Below are 20255 nucleotides of genomic sequence, written 5' to 3'. Positions count from 1 at the left end.
CGAAGACTAACCGGGCGCGGTTTCAGCCGGGTTTCACGGGGTCGGCGGGGAAGGCCAGGAACCGCAGCTGGACCCGCCGGGCGCCGTCGCCACCGGCCTCGCGGAAGCGGTTGACCAGCGCGATGTACTCCTCGAAGAACTCGCGCAGCCGGTCGTGGTCCACCGTGATCGTGGACCGCGAGTACGGCAGGTCGGCCCACGCGCCGCCCTGCGTCTCGGCGAGCGCGCGGGTGTAGGCGTCCAGGTCGGCGGCCAGCGACTGGCGGCTGATCTCGTCGAGGGCCAGGCGTGTGGGGGCGTCCTGGTCGGCGCGGCGGGGGAAGCGGACGTCGCGGCGGACCACCCGCCACCAGCGCTCGCGTCCGTGCGCCTTCTCCGGCACCTCCTCGATGAAGCCCTGCCGGGCCAGTTCGCGCAGGTGGTAGGAGGTCGCGCCGGTGTTCAGGCCGAGGGCCCGGGCCAGGCCGGCGGAGGTGGCCGGGCCGTGCGCGGTGAGGTGCTGGACGATCTGCTGCCGCCGGGGCTGCGCGAGCGATCGCAGCAGCTCCAGCTCGGTGATTTCCCGAGGGTCTTCTTCCGCCATGAGTGCAAAGGTAATTGTGCACAGGGGATTGTGCAAGGGGATCTGTGCACTACTTTGCGTGACGTATTGCCGCCTCTCCGGTCGCTGGCTATCGTGGTGATATCACTTCGCTAGCCCCTCGGAGGTCACCCATGGAGCGTTCCGCGTTCCGCGCCCCCGCGTTTCCCGTCGTCGGCGGCCTGCTCGTGGTCTGGGCGGTCGCGGCGGTCGTCGTCGCCGGCCTCATCGGCGGCGACAAGTCCGAAGGCGTCATCGTCGTGGTGATCGCGGCGGTCGCCCTGATCACCGCCGTGGTGGTGTCCAGCCTGGTCGCGGTCAGCCCGAACGAGGCGGTGGTGCTCCAGTTCTTCGGGCGCTACGTCGGCACCGTGAATGAGGCCGGGGCGTACATGGTCACGCCCTTCACCACCAAGACCCGGGTGTCCAAGCGGGTCCGCAACTTCGAGACCGAACCGGCCAAGGTGAACGACGCCGACGGCAATCCCGTCGAGATCGGCGCGGTCATCGTGTGGAAGGTCGTGGACGCCGCCAAGGCCACCTTCGCCATCAACCACTACCAGGCCTACGTGACCATCCAGGCCGAGGCGGCCGTGCGGCACATGGCCACCTGCTACCCCTACGACGCCCACGAGTCGGAGCGGATGAGCCTGCGCGACGGCGCCGCGGTCGCCGAGGAGCTGACCGTCGAGCTGCGCGAGCGCGTCGAACTGGCCGGGGTCGAGATCCTGGAGACGAGGATCACCCACCTGGCCTACGCGCCCGAGATCGCCCAGGCGATGCTGCGCCGCCAGCAGGCCACCGCCGTGGTCGCCGCGCGCTCCCGCATCGTGGAGGGCGCCGTCGGCATGGTGCAGATGGCCCTCGACCGCATCCGCGAGGAGGGCATCGTGGAACTCGACGACGAGCGCCGGGCGGCGATGGTGTCCAATCTGCTCGTCGTGCTCTGCTCAGAGCAGGCGACCCAGCCGGTCGTCAACTCCGGATCGCTCTACTAGGGACCGCCCGTGCCGCCGCGCAAGAACGTGCTGCTCCGGCTCGATCCGGCGGTCCATGACGCCATCGCGAAATGGGCCGCCGACGAGCTGCGGAGCGTCAACGCCCAGATCGAGTACGCGCTGCGGCTGGCCCTGAAGCAGGCGGGCCGGGAGCCTCGCGGGTCGATCCCGCCGTCCGAAGGAGACGACGGGTAACGTCACGCGCGTGAACCGATTCGCCACCGGTCCGGTGACCGTGACCGTGCCCGCCACCAGCGCCAACCTCGGCCCCGGTTTCGACGCCCTCGGGCTCGCCCTCGGCCTGAGCGACGAGGTCACCGCCGAGATCACCGGCGGCGGCGTCCACGTCGAGGTCACCGGTGAGGGCGAGGGTGTCCTGCCCGGCGACGAGCGGCACCTCGTCGCGCAGGCCGCGATGCGCGCCTTCGACGTCCTGGGCGCCCGGCCGGACGGGCTGCGCCTGTACTGCCGCAACGCCATCCCGCAGGCGCGCGGCCTCGGGTCCTCCTCGGCGGCCATCGTCGCCGGGGTGACCCTCGCGGCCGCGCTGACGCCGGGGGTGGAGTTCCCGCTCGCCGAGCGGGTCCGGCTGGCCGCCGAGATCGAGGGCCACCCGGACAACGTGGCGCCGTGCCTGCTGGGCGGGTTCACCATCGCCTGGACCGAGGCGGACGGCTCGCGCGCGGTGCGGCTGGAGCCCGACCCGCGCGTCCGGCCGGTCGTCTACGTTCCCGACGACCACGGGTTCACCGCGCACGCGCGCGCGGCGCTGCCCGGGCGCGTCCCGCACGTGGACGCCGCGTTCAACGCCGGGCGCTCGGCGCTGCTCGTCCACGCCATCACCGCGGCACCGGAGCTGCTGCTGGCCGCCACCGACGACCGGCTGCACCAGCAGTACCGGGCGCCGGCGATGCAGGCGAGCGCGCAACTGGTCGCCGATCTGCGCGGCAAGGGCGTCCCGGCGGCGGTGAGCGGCGCGGGTCCGAGTGTTCTCGCCTTCGGTGACGCACCGATGGACGTCGATGGATTCCGCGCGTATAGGCTGGCGGTGGCCGACGGAGCGAAGACTCCCACGACCAACCGTGCCAGCACCGTGTGACACGGCGGGAAGAACACGCCGTGCCCCGGGTGTTGTCCATGGGGACGTAGTTGATTATCCTTGTGAACAGCACAGCCGCAGTGCCCTAGCATGGAACTACCGTCCAACCCGGTTCGCGCCTGCGCGGACCAAGCGATGAGTACGCCCGATGCGATGGGTACGGCTCCTAAAGCGGCATTCGCGGTGTCCCGGCTCGTGCCTGGTCTCTCCGAGGGTGATTTTCTTCCTCACTGATTCCCTGCCACCTGCCAAGGTCATGTCTGGGGAGGATCTCCCGCGCAGGGACGACATCTCTTCAATGGTGACCGTCGACACATGCGACTGGCTCCGCACCCCAAAAAATCGGGCGTCATGCCCAAGCACAGCACTACGCAGACGTGATGCGTAGCCCGAGGCCGGTACGAATACCGGCCTGCAATGGGAAGGAATCAATTGAGCGACACCACCGACGTTTCGCCGGACGTCACCGACGACGCCGCCACCCCGTCCGTGACCGGCAACGCCCGGCGTAAGCGGACCGGTACCGGCCTCGCATCCATGCTCATGCCCGAGCTGCAGCGACTGGCCAGCTCTCTCGGCATCACCGGCATCGGCCGGATGCGCAAGAGCGAGCTCATCGTCGCCATCCAGGGCGCCCAGGGGAACGGCGCGCCCTCCGAGGCCGCTCCCGCCGAGGACCGCGCGCAGGCTGCTCCGGCAGTAGTCGAGGCGGCTCCCGTGGCGGAGACCCGTGTGGCGGCCGAGACTCCGGCGCAGGCCGAGCAGCGTCGCGAAGCGCGTCGCGCGACCCGCCCGGCCGGTCCGCCGCAGCCTCGCGGCGCGATCACCGAGACGGTCACCGAGTCGGCGCCCGCGGCCGAGGGCTCGTCCGTCGCCGTGGCCGAGCAGCCCGCCGGAGACTCCGGCGACGGCGAGCGCCGCGAGCGTCGTTCCCGCGACCGCGGGGACCGTCAGCGCGACCGCCAGCAGGGCGCGCAGACCGGCGAGGGGGACAAGAAGCCCGTGAACCGTTCGGAGAACCGCCCGCAGCAGCAGGGCGGCGACCAGTCCGTCCGCGATGACGACGAAGATGGCGGCCGTCGCCGCAACCGCCGTCAGCGCGACCGCGACCGGCGCCGTGAGCGCGGCGACCAGCCGCAGCAGCAGGGCGGACGCGACGGCCGCGACGGCCGCGACCGCGACCGCGGCGACCGGGGCCAGAGCTCCGGCCAGCGCGGCGGCGGCAACCAGGACCCGCAGATCCGCGAGGACGACGTCCTCGTGCCCGTCGGCGGCATCCTCGACATCCTCGACAACTACGGCTTCATCCGGACCACCGGCTACCTCGCCGGCCCGAACGACGTCTACGTGTCGATGTCGCAGGTCCGCAAGTACGGTCTGCGCCGCGGCGACGCCGTCACCGGCGCCGTCCGCGCCCCCCGCGAGGGCGAGCAGCAGCAGAGCAGCGGCAACCGCCGCGACAAGTACAACCCGCTGGTCCGGCTCGACACGATCAACGGGATGGACCCGGAGGAGGCCAAGCGCCGCCCCGAGTTCTACAAGCTCACGCCGCTCTATCCGCAGGAGCGCCTGCGCCTGGAGACCGAGCCGCACATCCTCACCACCCGCGTCATCGACCTCGTGGTCCCGATCGGCAAGGGCCAGCGCGCCCTGATCGTGGCCCCGCCGAAGGCCGGTAAGACCAGCGTCATGCAGGCCGTGGCCAACGCGATCACGACGAACAACCCCGAGTGCCACCTGATGGTCGTGCTCGTGGACGAGCGTCCCGAAGAGGTCACCGACATGCAGCGCTCGGTGAAGGGCGAGGTCATCGCCTCGACCTTCGACCGTCCGCCGTCCGACCACACCACCGTGGCGGAGCTGTCCATCGAGCGCGCCAAGCGCCTCGTGGAACTCGGCTACGACGTGGTCGTCCTCCTGGACTCGGTCACGCGCCTCGGCCGCGCCTACAACCTGGCGGCCCCCGCCTCCGGGCGCATCATGTCCGGCGGCATCGACTCCACCGCCCTGTACCCCCCGAAGCGCTTCCTCGGCGCCGCCCGCAACATCGAAAACGGCGGCTCCCTGACCATCATCGCCACGGCGCTGGTGGAGACCGGCTCCATGATGGACACGGTCATCTTCGAGGAGTTCAAGGCCACCGGCAACGCCGAGCTCAAGCTCGACCGCAAGCTCGCCGACAAGCGGGTCTTCCCCGCCGTGGACGTGCACGGATCCTCGACCCGCAAGGAAGAGATCCTGCTCGCCCCCGAAGAGCTCGCGATCGTCTACAAGCTCCGCCGCGTCCTCTCGGGCCTGGAGCCCCAGCAGGCACTGGAGCTGCTGCTCGACCGCCTGAAGAAGACGAAGACGAACATCGAGTTCCTGATGCAGATCGCCAAGACCACGCCCGGCGGCGGGGAGTAGGCGAGACGCGAAAGCGCTCGTGAACAGCGTTTAGCAAGAGCAAGAGCAAGAGCAAGGGAAAGGCCCGTCCCGGCGAAAGCCGGGGCGGGCCTTTTAGTGTTTCGTGCACGGAGCAGGAGAACGCGGCTTGAAGCCGGGCAAAGTGACTGGCTGGCAACGGGGTCAAAACCCGGGTGAGAGACAAGCTCGTTGTTTTAGACCCGGGCAAGGTGACTGGCTGGCTACGGGGTCAGAACCCGGGCACCAGACCGAGCTTGTTGTTTTAGAGCCGGGCCCAAGACAAGCCGGGGACGCACGACAACACGGGCCCGTGACCAGATCCGCGGGGGCTGTCTCGGGATAGGAGAGGATCCTCCCTCGGTCGGCCGGATGGGTTCTTGGAACGAGGGTTCTCGGGGTGTCAAGACAGCTCTTCCGTCTTGACACCCCGGGGTTCCTCGTTCACCGTCGCAAAGGCCGAACGCGGGTGGAGCCTCCCGAGAGAGGTCCGGCGTCCAGGGGCCGCACCCCTGGTCGGGTCCCAGGGCTGAAAGCCCTGACCAGACGGCGACCGTCAAATAGCGCCGATGTGGCGAATAGAAGATGGTCGATCCGCGCGGGCGAGACGAGAAGGGAGACGGGCGAAACCCGGGGTGAAGAACGCCCCCGACGGCCCGCAAGCCGAAAGAGGCAGGGGGAGAGGCAGGGGGAGAGGCAGGGGGAGAGGCAGGGGGAGAGGCAGGGGGAGAGGCAGGGGGAGAGGCAGGGGGAGAGGCAGGGGGAGAGGCAGGGGGAGAGGCAGGGGGAGAGGCAGGAGTGGGGTATCTGGCCCCCAAGATCAACCGAAGTTTTCCTACACTTCCCCATCCCGCCCCGTAGAAAACCTTGCACCCCCCAACCCCCCTCCGGTTAAATCCCAAGGACCCCCCTCGTCCACCCCGGAGGCATCGTGTCCCCCCGCCCGCTAGCCCTCACCACAGCAGGCGTGGCATCCGCCCTGCTCCTCGCCCTCCTCACCGCCCCACCATCCGCAACCGCCGCCGAAACCCAAGCCGAGCCAAGGCCAATCGAGACCGCAACCAAGACCACCCTCCTCGCCCCCGGCGTAACCCACAAAGCCCTAGACCGCTGGCAACCCGAAGGCTGGCTCCGCGCCGACGCCCTCACCGTCGACCTCTCCAGCAAGGCCGAGGTCGAGTACCTCTCCCCGGACCGCGTCGCCAAGGTCGAGCCCATCTCCGAGCAGGCCAGACACCGCCCCACCACCGTCGCCGCCATCAACGGCGACTTCTTCGACATGAACGACACGGGCGCGTCCAACGGCGTGGGCATCAGCGACGGCGAGCTGGTCAAGTCCGCCAACGACGGCCGGGACAACGCCATCGCGATCACCCCGGACGGCGTCGGCCGCATCATGCAGGTCGGCTTCGAGGGAACGCTGACCACACCGAACGGCGTGCAAGCCATCGACTCCCTCAACACCAACACCGTCGACGAGGGTGAGATCGGCGCCTACAACCCGCTCTGGGGCCCGATGTCGCGCGCCCGCGTGGTCGTCGGCGCGTCGAAGGCCGTCGAGGTGGTCATCCAGAACGGGGTGGTGGCCACAATCGGAGCCCCGGGCGAGGGCGACATCCCGCAGGGCACGATCGTCCTGGTCGGACGCGGGTCCGGCGCCGACCGGCTGTCGGCGCTGAAGCCGGGTGACGCGGTCACCGTCGCCTACTCCCCGAAGAACAAGGGCCTGGAGACCGCCATCGGCGGCAATCAGCTGCTGGTCGCCGACGGCGCGGTCGTCCCGAACGCCGATGACGCGATCGCCGCGCGTTCGGCGGTGGGCTTCTCCGCCGACGGGACGACGATGTACCTGCTGACCGTCGACGGCAAGCAGACGAACTCCGCGGGCATCACGGTGCCGCAGATGGCGAAGATGATGCTCGACCTGGGCGCGTACAACGCGCTGAACATCGACGGGGGAGGCAGTTCCACCATGCTGGCCCGCGAGCCCGGCACCCACGACCTGCGCGTGGTCAACGGCCCCTCCGACGGCTCCGAGCGGCCGGTGGCCAATGGCCTGGCGATCACCGTCCCCGACGGTTCGGGACGCCTGTCCGGCTACGACGTGCGCACCAGCGCCGCCCCCGAGGACGCCCCCGGTGCCTCCACCGTCGCCCCCGGCCACCCCGAGCGGGTCTTCCCGGGCCTGTCGCGGCCGCTGACCGCGGTCGGCTTCGACGAGAACCGCGGCCCGGCGTCGGGCACGCCCGGATCTTCGAGAGTGCAGTGGCGCACCGACCACGGCCGCGTCGGCAAGGTCGGCCGCGACGGCGTCTTCCACGCCCGCAACCCCGGGCGCACCACCGTCACCGCCTCCAACCGGCGCGCCGACGGTGAGCTCGGCATCGACGTCCTGGGCGAGCTGAACCGCGTGGACGCCACCGTCGAGCGCGTGGGCCTGTCCGGCGTCGAGGGCATGGGACGCTTCGGCGTCCTCGGCTACGACGCGGCGGGCTACTCCGCCCCGATCGACCCCTCCGACGTCGAACTCGACTACGACCGCGCGCTGCTCGACATCACCGCCGACCCCTCCGGCAACTTCACCGTCAAGGGCAAGACCGCCGGAAGCGCCGCCCTGGTCACCGCCACCGTCGGCGACCGCACCACCGTCGTCCCGGTCACCGTGGGCCTGGCCGAGCAGGGCGCGGCGGCCTTCGACGACGCCGCCTCCTGGAAGTTCACCTCCGCGCGGGCCACCGGCTCGGTCGCCGCCGCGCCCGGCCACACCGGCCAGGGCCTGAAGATGAGCTACGACTTCACCCAGTCCACCGCCACCCGCGCCGCCTACGCCGAGCCGCCCGCGATGATCGACGTCCCCGGGCAGCCGCAGGCCTTCGGCATGTGGATCAACGGAAACGGCACCGGCGAGTGGCCCTCGCTGCACCTGGTCGACTCCCAGGGCACCGCCACCATCCTGCGCGGCGACCTGATCACCTGGACCGGCTGGCGCTACATCGAGATGCCCGTCCCGGCCGGGGTGGTCTACCCGGTGAAGATCCGCCGCTTCTACGTCGCCGAGACCCGCCCGACGATCGCCTACAAGAGCGAGATCGTCATCGACGACATCGTCGCCAAGGTCCCGCCGGCCATCGACGTCCCCGCCGAGGCCACCCCCGTCGACCCGATCCTGACCGCCTCGGTGGACGGCCGGAAGTGGCGCTTCGCGGTCATGTCCGACGCCCAGTTCGTCGGCCGCGCCCCCGACAGCGACATCGTCGCCTCCGCCCGCCGCACCCTGCGCGAGATCAAGGCCGCCAAACCCGACTTCCTCATCATCAACGGCGACCTCGTCGACGAGGCCGCCCAGATCGACCTCGACCTGGCCAAACGCGTCCTGAGCGAGGAACTGGGCACCGACCTGCCCTACTACTACGTCCCCGGCAACCACGAGGTCATGGGCGGCTCCATCGACCTGTGGAAGGCCAACTTCGGCGAGCCGCATCGGGTCTTCGACCACAAGGGGACGCGGTTCATCACCCTGGACACCTCCCGCCTCAACATCCGCGGCGGCGGCTTCGACCAGATCGCGATGCTGCGCGACGCCCTCGACCGGGCCGCCGAGGACAAGTCGGTCAACTCCGTGGTCCTCGTCGAGCACGTCCCGCCGCGCGACCCCACCCCGCAGAAGGGCAGCCAGCTCGGCGACCGCAAGGAAGCGGCCACCGTGGAGAACTGGCTCGCCGACTTCGCCCGGAACACCGGCAAGGGCACCGGCTTCATCGGCGGCCACGTCGGCGTCTTCCACGCCTCCCACGTCGACGGCGTCCCCTACGTCATCAACGGCAACTCCGGCAAGGCGCCCGCCGGGCCCGCCGAGGGCGGCGGCTTCATCGGCTGGACCGAGTTCGGCGTCAACCCCGTCAGCGCCCACGAGCAGCGCGAACGCCGCGCCAACCCCTACGGCGAACCTTCCGGCTGGCTGGCCGCCGCGTTCCGCCCGCAGACCGACGACGTCGTCCTCACCACGCCCGCGAGCCTGCGCGCCGGCCGGGACGCCACCGTGACCGCCCTCCTCAAACAGGCCGGGCGCGACGTCCCCGTCGCCTACCCCGTCCTGGGGGAGTGGGACGGATCACGCGGGCTCTGCGTTTCGGGATGGGAGGGCGTGGACCGCGGCCACCGGTGCGTCGCGCGCTTCGACCCGTCCACCGGACGCCTCGAAGCCCTGCGCCCGGGCACCGTCACCCTGCGGCTCACCGTGAACGGCGTCACCCGGGAGGCGACCGTCACGATCACCCGCTGACCGGGGAATGAACCGGGCCGGTAGGCTGTTCCGGTTGCGTGCCGTCCATGCGGCACAGACTTGCACCTACCGGTACCGGTTCACGCCGCGTGCGACCCGGCGACCGAGAAAACGAGGATGACATGAAGCCCGAGATCCACCCGAACTACGTCGAGACCGTGGTGACCTGTTCCTGCGGCAACGAGTTCACCACCCGCAGCACCGTGGCGTCCGGCAAGATCCACGCCGAGACCTGCTCCGTGTGCCACCCGTTCTACACGGGCAAGCAGCGCATCCTCGACACCGGCGGCCGCGTCGCCCGCTTCCAGAAGAAGTACGCGAACCTCTCGGTCGGCACCAAGAAGGCCGGTCAGTAGCGACTCCCACGGCGCCCGCCCGACCCCTTTTCCAGGGGAACGGCAGGCGCCGTTTTCGTATCTTCTTCGAACTTTTCGCTCGCCAGGAGAAACCATGAGTGAGTCCCACGGCGGCAACCGGCTCGCCGACATGCTCGCCGAGCACTCCGAGCTGGAGAAGCAGCTCGCCGACCCGTCCATCCACGGCGACCAGGCCCTGGCCCGCCGCGTCGGACGCCGCTACGCCGAGCTCAGCCCCATCGCGGCCACCGCCGCCGAGCTCGACCAGGCCCGCGCCGACCTGGAGACCGCCCGCGAACTCGCCGCCGACGACCCCGACTTCGCCGCCGAGGCCGATGAGCTCGCCGAGCGCATCCCGGCCCTGGAGGTCAAGCTGGGCGAGCTGCTGCTGCCGCGCGACCCCGACGACGCGCGCGACGTCATCGTGGAGATCAAAGCCGGTGAGGGCGGCGACGAGTCCGCGCTGTTCGCCGGTGACCTGCTGCGCATGTACACCCGCTACGCCGAGCGCCGGGGCTGGGCCATCGAGGTCCTCGGCTCGGAGGAGACCGACCTGGGCGGCGTCAAGGACATCTCGTTCTCGGTGAAGACCAAGGGGATGCCCGAGGGCGGCTACGGCGTGTGGTCGCGCCTGAAGTACGAGGGCGGCGTCCACCGCGTCCAGCGCGTGCCCGCGACCGAGTCGCAGGGCCGCATCCACACCTCCGCCGCGGGCGTGCTCGTCGTCCCCGAGGCCGAGGAGGTGGACGTGCAGCTCGACATGAACGAGATCCGCGTCGACGTGTTCCGCTCCTCGGGACCCGGCGGCCAGTCGGTCAACACCACCGACTCGGCGGTGCGGCTCACCCACATCCCGACCGGTCTGGTGGTGTCCTCCCAGAACGAGAAGTCGCAGCTGCAGAACAAGGAGTCGGCCCTGCGGGTCCTGCGCTCCCGGCTGCTGGCCCTCAAGCAGGAGGAGGCCGCGGCCAAAGCCGGCGACGTGCGCAAGTCGCAGGTGCGGACGGTGGACCGCTCCGAGCGCATCCGCACCTACAACTTCCCGCAGAACCGGATCACCGACCACCGCATCGGCTTCACCGCGCACAACCTGGACACCGTGCTGCAGGGCGACCTGGACGCCGTCTTGGACGCGCTGACCACGGCCGAGCGCAACGCGCGCATGGAAGGCGAGGAGGGGCTGTCCCGCAAGGGCTAGCCGTCCCGCCGTCGAGGCCCGTCCCGGTTCGCGGGGCGGGCCTCGTCCCATTTCTAAGACATCGAAGTCCGTCGATAAACCTGGGTTATGTCGGCCCGCCCGGCGCGCTCGCGCACAGAGAGGCGCACCCGGGGGTGAACGAGCCGCAGAGGGGCGCTGAGACGGCCGGGCTAGGGAACGTCGAGCGGGCGCAGGACCATGAGGCCGTCCTCCCGGGCCGCCGCCATCGCGAAGGGGAACCGGTCGAGATCGAGGCAGAGACCGACGTCGTCGGGGTGGCTGCCCTCGCGCACGCCCTCGGCCAGTTCGGCCGCGGCGCGCGAGTGGGCCGCCCGGCGCAGGTAATTGGTGGCGTCGGTCCCGGCTCCGGTGGCCCGCCCGGCGATGTACTCCGCGCAGGCCAGGTCCTCCTCGGCCCGCCCGTCCTCGCCGGTGACCACGAAGGTGACCTCGGTGGCGCCGTGCGTGCGCAGCAGCCGGGCGGTCGCCTCGGCCACGACGAAACTCGCGCACAGAAGCAGCGGCGCGTCCTCGACCGCGAGGGCGCCCACGGTCCCCGCGATGGTCTTCTGCACGACCGTCTTCCCGCCGAGCTCGGCATCGCGCAACAACCCCGGGGAGTTGACCAGGTCGAAGCCGGGCGCGGGTGGGCCGTCCTTCAGCGCCACCCAGCCGGGGTGGCGGTCCTTGAGCGCCAGGGCGTCGTCGAGGGACCCGGCGAGCACGATCTTCTCCGCGCCCCGGGCGAAGGCCCAGGCCGCGACGGTGAAGGCGCGCATGACGTCGATGACGACGGCCACGGCCGGGGTTTCGGTGACTTCGGGGATGCCCTGGAAACGAACCATGCCGTCAATGATCACCGATCTCTTCGCGGTGTCCAGTGCGATACCGCTCCCCGGACGCGGACGTGAAGGAGTGTCCGGAGGGCTGAGGCGGGGTGTTGCGGGAGCCTGTCAGACTTCTCCGTCCGTCACACCCCGATAGGAGTCTCATGTGAACCGCTGGGTCGCTTTGCTGACCGTGTTCGGGACCGCGATCCCGACGCTCCTGCTGGAGAAGGTCACCGGCCTCGACACCATCGTGTGCTTCTTTATCGTCGCGATCGCCGAGATCGTGCTCTACGCGTTCCTCGCCGTCAAACTGGACTCGCCCCTGTTCCAGATGGCCGCGATCGGGATGGCGGTGGTCTTCGTCATCGGCGGCATCGTCAAGCTCGGGAACGTCCTCTATGTCGCGGGCCTGCCCAAGGGCTGGTCGATCGTCGCCGCCATCGGCGTGGCGGTGGTGCTCCTGGTCGTCTTCGCCAAATGGGGCATGCCGCTGGTCCGCAAGGCCCAGGCGAAGCTACGCGGCTAAGCCGCCGCCCGCGCGGCGCCGCCGCATCGCGGCCGCCTTCGCCTGGTACATCGCCCGGTCGGCGATCTCGAAGGCGGAGGCGATCTCGGTGCGGCCGTTGCGGCGCTCGACGCCATTGAGCTCGGCCCAGCCGATGCTCGCCGACAGGGGAGTGCCCGGCACCAGCGAGGCCCAGTCCTCGGCGGCGATCGCGGAGGTGATGCGCGCGCCGATCTCCTCGGTCTTCTCCATCGTCGCCGAGGGCAGGATCAGCACGAACTCGTCGCCGCCGTAGCGGGCCACGAAGTCGCGGCGGCGCATGATGCGCACCAGCGCGCCCGCCGCCTTCTGCAGGACCGTGTCGCCCGACAGGTGCCCGTGGACGGTGTTCACCGCCTTGAACCCGTCGAGGTCCAAGACGCCCAGGACGCCCGTCTCGCCCCGCTCGGCCATCGCCTCCACGTACTGCTGGAGGTGGCGCCGGTTGGGCAGCCCGGTCAGCGGGTCGGTGAGGGCCTCGTCGGCGTAGCGGGCCACCGTCAGGCGCAGGTCCTCGTGGTCCAGGCGCGCGGCGACGCCCTCCACCAGCAGCGTCTGGATGCGGTCGAGGTGGCTGGCGGTGTGCTGGAACGCCGAGCGCTCGGCGGCGTAGGCGGCGGCGTGGTCACCGGCGACCAGGTGCGCCAGGGCCCGCAGCCGCGCGGCCTCGCTCGCGCCGAGGGTCGTCAGGTGCGGGTTGTAGATGGCGCTCTCCAGGCGCTGGAGCCGGTCCAGCGCCGCTTCGCTGTCCCCGGCGGCGATCGCCCGGCACACCTCGCCGTAGGAGCGCAGGTCGGCCAGTTCGGCGTCGCCGCCGGCGGCGTACAGGTAGGGGCGCGGGTCGCGGTCGTCTCCGGCGTCGAGGGCCGCCAGGCGGGTCAGCGCGTAGCCGAACCATGGCAGGTCCATGTCGATGACGCGGGGCAGCGCCGGGTTGTCCTCGCGGCGGGGCGCGCGGTCGGCGTCGTTGACCAGCGCGCGCAGCACCCGCACGCACCCGTCGGTGTCACCGCGGTGGTCCAGGTAGATGCCGAAGCGGACCTGCACCTCGGGCAGCGCCAGGTGCCAGTTCATGTCCAGCGAGGCGGCCACCTCGCGGGCGCGCCCGGCGGCGTCGGCGGCCTGGTCGTGGAACCAGATGTTGGAGTAGGAGACCGCCAGGTTGTGCCACGCGGCGGCGGTGACCACGTCGGGCTTGTCGACCTCGGTGAGGAACCGGCCCGCGCGCACCAGGTGCGTCACGCACCGCTCCAGCGAGCCGTCGGCGTGCGCCACCTGCGCGGCGAGGGCGTGGAAGTAGCCCAGCGCGCCCGGGTCGCCCAGGTCGCGGACGGCGGCGGCGGCGCGGTCGACGGTCCCGGCGTACTCGGCGGAGTGCTCCAGGTTCAAGACCCCGGCCAGCCGCAGCAGCAGCAGCCAGGTCCGCTCGGTGGGGTCGTCGGCGTCGGGGAGGGTGGCGTCGACGAGGGCCACGGCGGCGGAGGAACGGCCGGCGCGCAGGAGGGCACGGATCTCGCTCACCCGGGCGAATTCCTCGGCGTTGGCCACTGTTCACCTCCCAATCGCCTAAGCATGACGTACGGCGGCAAACCGGTGAACCCGGCTCACCCGGTTCGCACGGGGGACGAACCGGGTGGTAGGCGCTGTTGGAATGTCGCCGCGACCCACGGCCGCGCGCACCAACAGCCTCACCCGGCGCGCGCCGACCTTTCAGTCGTGTCCCCGACACTAGCCCGCGCGACGGTAGATGGCGGGACGCCGACGCCGAACCCCGGCCGTTAAGTTGATCCGTGTGACGACGACGTGGCGTGAGCTGGTGACCAAGGGTGCCGGTGAGTTGGCCGCCGGGGGAGTCCCGTCCCCGCTGGTGGACGCCGAGCTGCTGGCCGCACACGTGGCGGGCACCTCCCGCGGCGGGCTCATCCTCGCGCCCTCACCGGACGAGGACGCGGTGACGCGATTCGGTGAACTGATCGCCCTGCGCCGCTCGCGCACCCCCCTCCAGTACCTGATCGGCGCCGGTTTCCTGGGCGTCGACCTCCAGGTCGGCCCCGGCGTGTTCGTACCCCGCCCGGAGACCGAGCTCCTGGTCGACTGGGCGCTGGGCGCGCTGCGGGAAACACCGAAGCCCCTGGTCGTGGACCTGTGCTCGGGCTCAGGGGCGATCGCGATCGCCTTCGCCGCGCACCGCCCCGACGCCACCGTCGTGGCCGTGGAGACCGACGCCGAAGCGCTCGTGTGGCTGCGCCGCAACGCCGGGCCGCGCGGCGTCCGCGTGGTCGAAGGCGACGCGACCGCCGCGGAGACCCTCGCCGAACTGGACGGCACCGTCGACGCCGTCCTGTCCAACCCGCCCTACGTGCCCGACGCCACCGCGGTCTCCCCGGAAGTCCGCCGGGACCCGGCCCGCGCGGTGTTCGGAGGCGCGGACGGGCTGGACGTGATCCGGCCGCTGCACCGGCGGGCCTGGGGGCTGCTGCGCGAGGGAGGGCGGTTCGGGATGGAGCATGACGACACGCACGGGTACGTGGTTCCCGCGCTGCTGAAGGAGGCCGGGTGGGGGGCGGTGGAGGAGCACCGCGACCTGGCGGGACGGGCGAGGTTCGTGACGGCGGGGAAGGGGTAGGCGGGAGACGGGGAACGCGTAGCCGCAGGCCGTGGAGAGCCGGGGCGACGCCCCGGCGTCTCTTTTCGCGGCTGTGTGGGGGCTTGCGGCCGTGGCTTGTCTTCTTCTCCGCTTGGTGCCCAAGGGGCTTTGCCCCCTGGACCCCCACCAGGGAACTCCGTCCCCTGGACCCCGGGTCCAAAAACACTCTTCGCGAGCCGGAGGTGGGCTTTGTTCCTCGGCACACGGTGCGTCGTGGCTCTGGGGGTTGGTTGCGCCGCTGCACGCGCGCGCCCTTCACAGACACACGGTCAAAACCCTCACTCTCCTCCGCGTGGGTGGTCACCGCCGTACTGCGTCCACGGGTCCGGCATGCACAATCGCAGCATGACCGCCGCCTTCACTCGCCGCATCGAGGACTTCACCTGCGCCCACTGCCGGCGTGAGGTCAAGGGCACCGGTTACACCAATCACTGCCCGCGCTGCCTGTACTCCCGGCACGTCGACGTCAATCCCGGGGACCGGGCCGCCGAATGCGGCGGGATGATGGCGCCGATCGCGGCGATGCTGAAAGGCGAGCAGTGGATCGTGATGCACGAGTGCGAGGCGTGCGGACACCGGCGTCCCAACCGGTGCTCCCCGCGTGACGACCGCGACCTCCTGATCGAGCTGATGGGGCGGCCGTTCCCCAGGGTGTGACCAGCGTCAATGTGTTAGCGGCGGGGTGGCGGGAAGTTCCCAGCTTCGGGCTCGTAACGTTGCGCGCGTGAGGTTGTTCAACTGCTCCCTGGTCGAAGAGCGCGACCGCGCCGTCGAGGCGGCCGTCTCGGCCGTGCGCTCCGGCGATCTCGTGGTCATGCCCACCGACACCGTGTACGGCATCGGGGCGGACGCGTTCAAGTCCTGGTCGATCGAGGCGCTGCTGCGCGCCAAGGGCCGGGGCCGCGACATGGCCCCGCCGGTCCTGGTGGGTTCCCGGCGGACGCTCGACGGCCTCGTACTGTCCCTGCCGTCGACCGCCCGGGACCTGGTCGCGGCCTTCTGGCCCGGCGCGCTGACCATCGTGGTGGAACACGCCCCGACCCTCGACTGGGACCTCGGCGACACCGACGGGACCGTGGCGGTCCGGATGCCGATGCACCCGGTCGCCCTCGAAGTCCTCCAGGAGACCGGCCCGATGGCGGTGTCCTCGGCGAACAAGACCGGGCACCCCCCGGCGTCCACCGCCGCCGACGCCAAGGACCAGCTGGGCTACGCGGTCAGCGTGTACCTGGAGGCCGGTCCGTCCAAGGACCTCGTGCCGTCCTCCATCGTCGACTGCACCGGCGACGTGCCGGTACTGCTGCGCGCCGGCGCGCTCACTCTGGAGAAGATCCGCGAAGTGGTTCCCTCGACGATCGGTCCCGAGGAAGCCCGTTGACGCCTCCGTTCACCGTCCTGTCGGTCTGCATGGGCAACATCTGCCGCTCCCCGATGTCGGAGCGGCTGCTGGTCGCCCGCCTGCGCGAGCACGTCGGGGACGGCGTGGACGAGCTCTTGCTCAGCCACTCCTGCGGCCTCGGCGGCTGGCACGCCGGTGAGGGCATGACCGAGGCCACCGCCAAAGAACTGCGCGAACGCGGCGGCACCGACGAGGGCTTCCGCTCCCGGCAGATCACCCGCGACATGCTCGACATCTCCGACCTGATCATCACCGCGACCTCCGAGCAGGTCGAGTACATCGCCGCCCACTATCCGCAGGCGCTGCCGCGGACCTTCCTGGTCCGGCACCTCGGCGCGCTGCTGGAGCACGTGGACGCCACGGCGCTGCCGCCCTTCGCGGCGACGCCCGAGGCGGTGCAGGAACGCGGCGTGGCGATCGTCGCGGCGGCCGACGCCGTCCGCGACAAGGCCCCGGAGTCCGAGCTGGACGACCCGTGGGGCCTGGACTCGGCCACCTACCGCCGCATCGGCGACGAACTGGACGAGACGCTGATTCCGTTCGCGCGGCTGCTGGTGGCGGCGTGACCGGCGAAGGAGACGAGCAGCCCAAGCCGGCGCGCGCGCCCAAACTGAGCCGCCGCGTGAAGATGGTCCGCCCGTCCCTGATCACCTCGGCGGGCCTGCTGGTGCCGCTCTGCGTGGCCGGGGCGATCTGGAAGGGCGCGCCCGGAGCCTGGGGCGCCTTCGTGGGACTCGCGGTGGTGACGGTGATGTTCACCGCATCCTGGTACGGGATCGCGTGGGTCGAGACCTGGGACATGCGACTGGTGCTCCCGGCGGGAATGATGGCCTACACCTTCAAGATCATCGTGGTGATGGCCGCCCTCCTGTTCGCCAGTCGTCTGGAATGGGCCGGTTTGATGCCAATGGTGGCTTCCATCGCGGTGTCGATCACGGCCTGGTTGACCGTTTTGATGATCTGGGGTGTGCGGGCAAGGCTGCCCTATGTGGACGACGAAAAACACGTGGAGTAATTTCTACGTCACGTAGTGATCGGGCGCTGTCAGAGCCTTGGACCCCCATGGGTCCCGACCCGGACGGCTGATAATCTCTGCGCCAACATGACCAACGACCAACCTCCGAAGCGCCAGGGCTCTGGTGCCGATCAAGGCTGGGCCGTGATCAGTTACCTCCTCGCTGGAATGCTCATCTGGGGCGGAGCCGGATGGCTGATCGACTGGTGGCTCGACGTCCCGAATCATCTCGCCACGTTCATCGGCGGGGTGGGCGGAGCTGGAGCCGGGCTCTACCTGGTCGTGAAGAAGATGGGTCAATCCGAGTGACAGGCGAAAGGCGGACACGGTGAGCGGAGCAGCGCCCGCGATCCTCGCGGAGGAAGGCCACTTCCCCCCGGGCACGGACAGCTTCAATTACGCCGACTGGTTCGGTGGCCTGCCCAAGGGCATGATCACGACCATCACGTTCATGGTGTTCCTCGGCGTCGGCCTCATCATCCTCTTCTTCATGCTGGCCAACCGGAACCCCAAGCTGGTTCCCACGCGCGGACAGTGGATCGCGGAGTCCCTTTACGGGTTCGTGCGCAACGGCATCGTCAAGGACATCATCGGGCCGGAGGGGCTGCGCTTCGCGCCCTACTTCGCCACGCTCTTCAGCTTCATTCTGATGATGAACGTGTTCGCGATCATCCCGATGTTCCAGATCTCCCCCAACTCCCACATCGCCTTCCCGGCCGTGCTCGGTGTTCTGTCCTGGCTGCTCTACAACTGGGTCGGCATCAAGAAGCACGGCTTCTGGAAGTACATCAAGAACAGCTGCATCCCCTCGGGCACGCCCATCGGGATGTACCCCATCATCGTGCCGATCGAGTTCCTCTCGAACCTGATCCTGCGCCCGGTGACCCTGGCCGTCCGGCTCTTCGCCAACATGTTCGCCGGCCACATGATCCTCCTGGTCTTCACACTCGGCGGCGTCGCTCTGCTGAACGCCGAGAGTGTGTTCCTGCGCCCCGTCTCGGTGGTCTCTTTCGCCATGGCGATCGTCATGACCTTCTTCGAGTTCTTCGTGCAGCTGCTCCAGGCATACGTGTTCACCCTGCTCACCGCCGTCTACGTCCAGGGATCACTGGCCGACGAGCACTGATCGCGGAAAGAACACGAAGAACGGGCGGACGACTCGCCCGGCAATCAGTACCACCCAGCACAGCAACGTGCGCGTGACGGACACGCCACGCAACCAATGAGGAGAAACACCCATCATGATGTTCGGCAGCCTGAGCGTTATCGGCTTCGGTCTTTCCGCCATCGGCCCGGCCATCGGCGTCGGCCTGATCTTCGCCGCGTGGATCAACTCCACCGCCCGTCAGCCGGAGTCGGCCAACATCACCCGCCCGATGATGTTCGTCGGCGCGGCCCTCGCCGAGGCGCTCGCCCTGTTCGGTCTGCTCCTGGCGTTCATCCAGAACAAGCCCAGCTAGCAAACCCAGCGACCGTAACTCCAAGACGGGAGCAACCCCATGAACTACGCAGCTGAGGACAGCTCCGGGATCATCATTCCGGTGTGGTCCGAGGTCATCGTCGGAACGGTCGCCTTCGCGCTGCTCTGCTTCGTGCTGATGAAGTTCGTCTTCCCGAAGATGGAAGAGACCTTCAAGGCGCGGGTGGATGCCATCGAAGGCGGCATCGAGCGTGCCAACAAGGCGCAGGAGGAGGCGAACACGCTGCTGGCTCAGTACAAGCAGCAGCTCGCCGAGGCCCGCACCGAGGCCGCCCGCATCCGCGACGAGGCCCGCGCCGACGCCAATGGCATCAAGGCCGACATCATGGCCAAGGCCGAGGAAGAGCGCGACCGGGTCATCGCCGCCGGCCGGGACCAGCTCGCCGCCAACCGGCAGCAGCTGATCCGCGAGCTGCGCGGTGAGATCGGTGAGCTCGCCGTCGACCTGGCCGGCAAGATCGTCGGCGAGTCCCTCGCCGACGAGGCCCGCCAGAGCGGCACCGTCGAGCGGTTCCTCGCCGACCTCGACAACATCGAGACGGCTGGGCGGGCGTGATGCACGCGGCAAGCCGGGAGACGTACCGGGCGGGCGTGGAAGCGCTCGCCTCGTACGCCAAGCGTGTCAAGTCCGACACCTTGCGCACCGTGGCCGACGACCTGCTTTCGGTCGCCCGGCTGCTCTCGGACGAACCGCGGCTCCGCCGCGCGCTCTCCGACCCGGCCCGGGACGGCAAGGACCGGGCCGGGCTGGCCGAGACCCTCCTCAAGGGCAAGGTCGGCGCCGGAACGCTGAAGATCGTGACGACCCTCACCGAGGGCCGCTGGTCCAACGCGCACGAGCTGCTGACCGGTGTGGAGGACCTCGCCATCGAGGCCCTGCTCACCGCCGCCGACAAGGACGGGCAGCTCGGCGAGGTCGAGGACGAACTGTTCCGCTTCGGCCAGGTCGTCGCCTCCGACGCGCCGCTTCAGGCGGCCCTCTCGGACGGCTCCGTGCCGGCCGAGCGGCGGGCGACGCTGGTCAAGTCCCTGCTCGAAGGCAAGGCACAGCCGGTCACCGTGCGGCTGACCGAGGTGGCGCTGGCCGGTATCGGCGGGCGCGGCTTCGCCGCCGCCCTGTCCCGGCTGGTGGAGCTGGCCGCCGAGCGGCGCGAGCAGCAGCTGGCCTACGTCACCGTCGCCCGGACCCTCACCGAGGACCAGGAGCGACGGCTGATCGCGCGGCTGGCGCAGATGTACGGTCGAGAGGTGTCCGTCAAGGTCACCGTCGACCCGGCCATCGTGGGCGGAATGAGCGTGCGGGTCGGCGACGACCTGTACGACGGCACCCTGAGCACCCGCCTCGGCGATGCCCGCCACGCGCTCGCGGGCGACCACTAAACAAGAACGTATCGAGTCAGCCGAGGTGCTGACACACCGCTTTC

Annotated in this window: 21 protein-coding genes; 18 read left to right on the top strand and 3 right to left on the bottom strand. The window is 70.2% G+C overall.

Features of this window, described 5'->3' with window-relative positions:
• Positions 1–22: 22 nt before the first annotated feature.
• The gene (locus QSK10_RS03690; RefSeq protein ID WP_285661145.1) at positions 23–583 is read right to left on the bottom strand and encodes a winged helix-turn-helix domain-containing protein; all 561 of its coding nucleotides are present in this window, start codon (positions 581–583) and stop codon (positions 23–25) included.
• Between the two features lie 131 nt (positions 584–714).
• On the opposite strand from QSK10_RS03690, the gene QSK10_RS03685 reads away from it, so the two are divergent.
• The 7 genes from QSK10_RS03685 (at position 715) to prfA (ending at position 10916) form a co-directional block, all read left to right on the top strand.
• The gene (locus QSK10_RS03685) at positions 715–1578 is read left to right on the top strand and encodes an SPFH domain-containing protein (protein ID WP_285661144.1); all 864 of its coding nucleotides are present in this window, start codon (positions 715–717) and stop codon (positions 1576–1578) included.
• 9 nt (positions 1579–1587) lie between these two features.
• Positions 1588–1773 carry a type II toxin-antitoxin system antitoxin gene (locus tag QSK10_RS03680; protein WP_285661143.1) on the top strand — a complete coding sequence of 62 codons (186 nt, stop codon included), beginning with the start codon at positions 1588–1590 and terminating at the stop codon, positions 1771–1773.
• Positions 1774–1783: 10 nt separating this feature from the next.
• Positions 1784–2677, top strand: coding sequence for a homoserine kinase (thrB, locus tag QSK10_RS03675; RefSeq protein WP_285661142.1), 894 nt, complete (start codon positions 1784–1786; stop codon positions 2675–2677).
• A 432-nt stretch (positions 2678–3109) separates the two neighbouring features.
• Positions 3110–5083 (top strand): transcription termination factor Rho, encoded by a 1974-nt coding sequence (gene rho, locus QSK10_RS03670; protein WP_285661141.1) that lies wholly within the window; start codon positions 3110–3112, stop codon positions 5081–5083.
• A gap of 964 nt (positions 5084–6047) precedes the next feature.
• Positions 6048–9362, top strand: a complete 3315-nt coding sequence (locus QSK10_RS03665; RefSeq protein WP_285661140.1) for a phosphodiester glycosidase family protein — start codon at positions 6048–6050, stop codon at positions 9360–9362.
• Positions 9363–9484: 122 nt separating this feature from the next.
• Complete coding sequence (gene rpmE, locus QSK10_RS03660) at positions 9485–9718, top strand: 50S ribosomal protein L31 (protein ID WP_285661139.1); 234 nt, start codon at positions 9485–9487, stop codon at positions 9716–9718.
• A 94-nt stretch (positions 9719–9812) separates the two neighbouring features.
• Positions 9813–10916 carry a peptide chain release factor 1 gene (gene prfA / locus QSK10_RS03655; RefSeq protein WP_285661138.1) on the top strand — a complete coding sequence of 368 codons (1104 nt, stop codon included), beginning with the start codon at positions 9813–9815 and terminating at the stop codon, positions 10914–10916.
• Positions 10917–11086: 170 nt separating this feature from the next.
• On the opposite strand, the gene QSK10_RS03650 is transcribed toward prfA, so the two are convergent.
• Entirely contained in the window at positions 11087–11761 is a 675-nt protein-coding gene (locus QSK10_RS03650; protein WP_285661137.1) for a 2-phosphosulfolactate phosphatase, read from the bottom strand.
• A 148-nt stretch (positions 11762–11909) separates the two neighbouring features.
• Between QSK10_RS03650 and QSK10_RS03645 the strand changes: the two genes are divergently transcribed.
• Positions 11910–12272 (top strand): hypothetical protein, encoded by a 363-nt coding sequence (locus tag QSK10_RS03645; protein ID WP_285661136.1) that lies wholly within the window; start codon positions 11910–11912, stop codon positions 12270–12272.
• Here the strand turns inward: QSK10_RS03645 and QSK10_RS03640 are convergent.
• On the bottom strand, positions 12261–13811 hold the full coding sequence (locus QSK10_RS03640) for a GGDEF domain-containing protein (protein ID WP_285661135.1): 1551 nt from the start codon (positions 13809–13811) through the stop codon (positions 12261–12263). The two genes, QSK10_RS03645 and QSK10_RS03640, sit on opposite strands and share 12 nt — an antisense overlap.
• A 271-nt stretch (positions 13812–14082) precedes the next feature.
• Here QSK10_RS03640 and prmC point away from each other — a divergent pair, with 271 nt between their 5' ends.
• The 10 genes from prmC (at position 14083) to QSK10_RS03590 (ending at position 20211) form a co-directional block, all read left to right on the top strand.
• On the top strand, positions 14083–14916 hold the full coding sequence (prmC, locus tag QSK10_RS03635) for a peptide chain release factor N(5)-glutamine methyltransferase (RefSeq protein WP_285661134.1): 834 nt from the start codon (positions 14083–14085) through the stop codon (positions 14914–14916).
• 366 nt (positions 14917–15282) lie between these two features.
• Positions 15283–15594 (top strand): RNHCP domain-containing protein, encoded by a 312-nt coding sequence (locus QSK10_RS03630; RefSeq protein ID WP_285661133.1) that lies wholly within the window; start codon positions 15283–15285, stop codon positions 15592–15594.
• Between the two features lie 67 nt (positions 15595–15661).
• Positions 15662–16315, top strand: a complete 654-nt coding sequence (locus tag QSK10_RS03625) for an L-threonylcarbamoyladenylate synthase (protein ID WP_285661132.1) — start codon at positions 15662–15664, stop codon at positions 16313–16315.
• The gene (locus QSK10_RS03620) at positions 16312–16902 is read left to right on the top strand and encodes an arsenate reductase/protein-tyrosine-phosphatase family protein (protein ID WP_285661131.1); all 591 of its coding nucleotides are present in this window, start codon (positions 16312–16314) and stop codon (positions 16900–16902) included. Before QSK10_RS03625 ends, QSK10_RS03620 begins: the two co-directional genes overlap by 4 nt.
• Entirely contained in the window at positions 16899–17351 is a 453-nt protein-coding gene (locus tag QSK10_RS03615) for a hypothetical protein (RefSeq protein WP_285661130.1), read from the top strand. The genes QSK10_RS03620 and QSK10_RS03615 overlap by 4 nt, the downstream gene beginning before the upstream one ends.
• A 144-nt stretch (positions 17352–17495) precedes the next feature.
• Positions 17496–17660 carry a hypothetical protein gene (locus tag QSK10_RS03610; RefSeq protein ID WP_285661129.1) on the top strand — a complete coding sequence of 55 codons (165 nt, stop codon included), beginning with the start codon at positions 17496–17498 and terminating at the stop codon, positions 17658–17660.
• Between the two features lie 19 nt (positions 17661–17679).
• Entirely contained in the window at positions 17680–18477 is a 798-nt protein-coding gene (atpB, locus tag QSK10_RS03605; protein WP_432705289.1) for a F0F1 ATP synthase subunit A, read from the top strand.
• Between the two features lie 118 nt (positions 18478–18595).
• A complete protein-coding gene (gene atpE, locus QSK10_RS03600) occupies positions 18596–18811 on the top strand; it encodes an ATP synthase F0 subunit C (protein ID WP_285662909.1) in 216 nt (71 codons plus the stop codon).
• 39 nt (positions 18812–18850) lie between these two features.
• Positions 18851–19387: a F0F1 ATP synthase subunit B gene (locus tag QSK10_RS03595; protein WP_285661128.1), complete on the top strand. Its 537-nt coding sequence runs from the start codon at positions 18851–18853 to the stop codon at positions 19385–19387.
• Positions 19387–20211, top strand: a complete 825-nt coding sequence (locus QSK10_RS03590; protein WP_285661127.1) for a F0F1 ATP synthase subunit delta — start codon at positions 19387–19389, stop codon at positions 20209–20211. Before QSK10_RS03595 ends, QSK10_RS03590 begins: the two co-directional genes overlap by 1 nt.
• Positions 20212–20255 lie beyond the last annotated feature (44 nt).

It is taken from the genome of Actinorhabdospora filicis (assembly GCF_030269765.1).
In the GTDB taxonomy this organism is placed as follows: Bacteria; Actinomycetota; Actinomycetes; order Mycobacteriales; family Micromonosporaceae; genus Actinorhabdospora; species Actinorhabdospora filicis.
This window is presented reverse-complemented; position numbering and strand designations above follow the sequence as displayed.

Coding starts and splice junctions, on each gene's coding strand:
- QSK10_RS03595 (WP_285661128.1), top strand. CDS start 18,851: ATGAACTACGCAGCTGAGGACAGCTCCGGGATCATCATTCCGGTGTGG.
- QSK10_RS03685 (WP_285661144.1), top strand. CDS start 715: ATGGAGCGTTCCGCGTTCCGCGCCCCCGCGTTTCCCGTCGTCGGCGGC.
- rpmE (WP_285661139.1), top strand. CDS start 9,485: ATGAAGCCCGAGATCCACCCGAACTACGTCGAGACCGTGGTGACCTGT.
- QSK10_RS03650 (WP_285661137.1), bottom strand. CDS start 11,761: ATGGTTCGTTTCCAGGGCATCCCCGAAGTCACCGAAACCCCGGCCGTG.
- QSK10_RS03630 (WP_285661133.1), top strand. CDS start 15,283: ATGACCGCCGCCTTCACTCGCCGCATCGAGGACTTCACCTGCGCCCAC.
- prfA (WP_285661138.1), top strand. CDS start 9,813: ATGAGTGAGTCCCACGGCGGCAACCGGCTCGCCGACATGCTCGCCGAG.
- QSK10_RS03590 (WP_285661127.1), top strand. CDS start 19,387: ATGCACGCGGCAAGCCGGGAGACGTACCGGGCGGGCGTGGAAGCGCTC.
- atpE (WP_285662909.1), top strand. CDS start 18,596: ATGTTCGGCAGCCTGAGCGTTATCGGCTTCGGTCTTTCCGCCATCGGC.
- QSK10_RS03690 (WP_285661145.1), bottom strand. CDS start 583: ATGGCGGAAGAAGACCCTCGGGAAATCACCGAGCTGGAGCTGCTGCGA.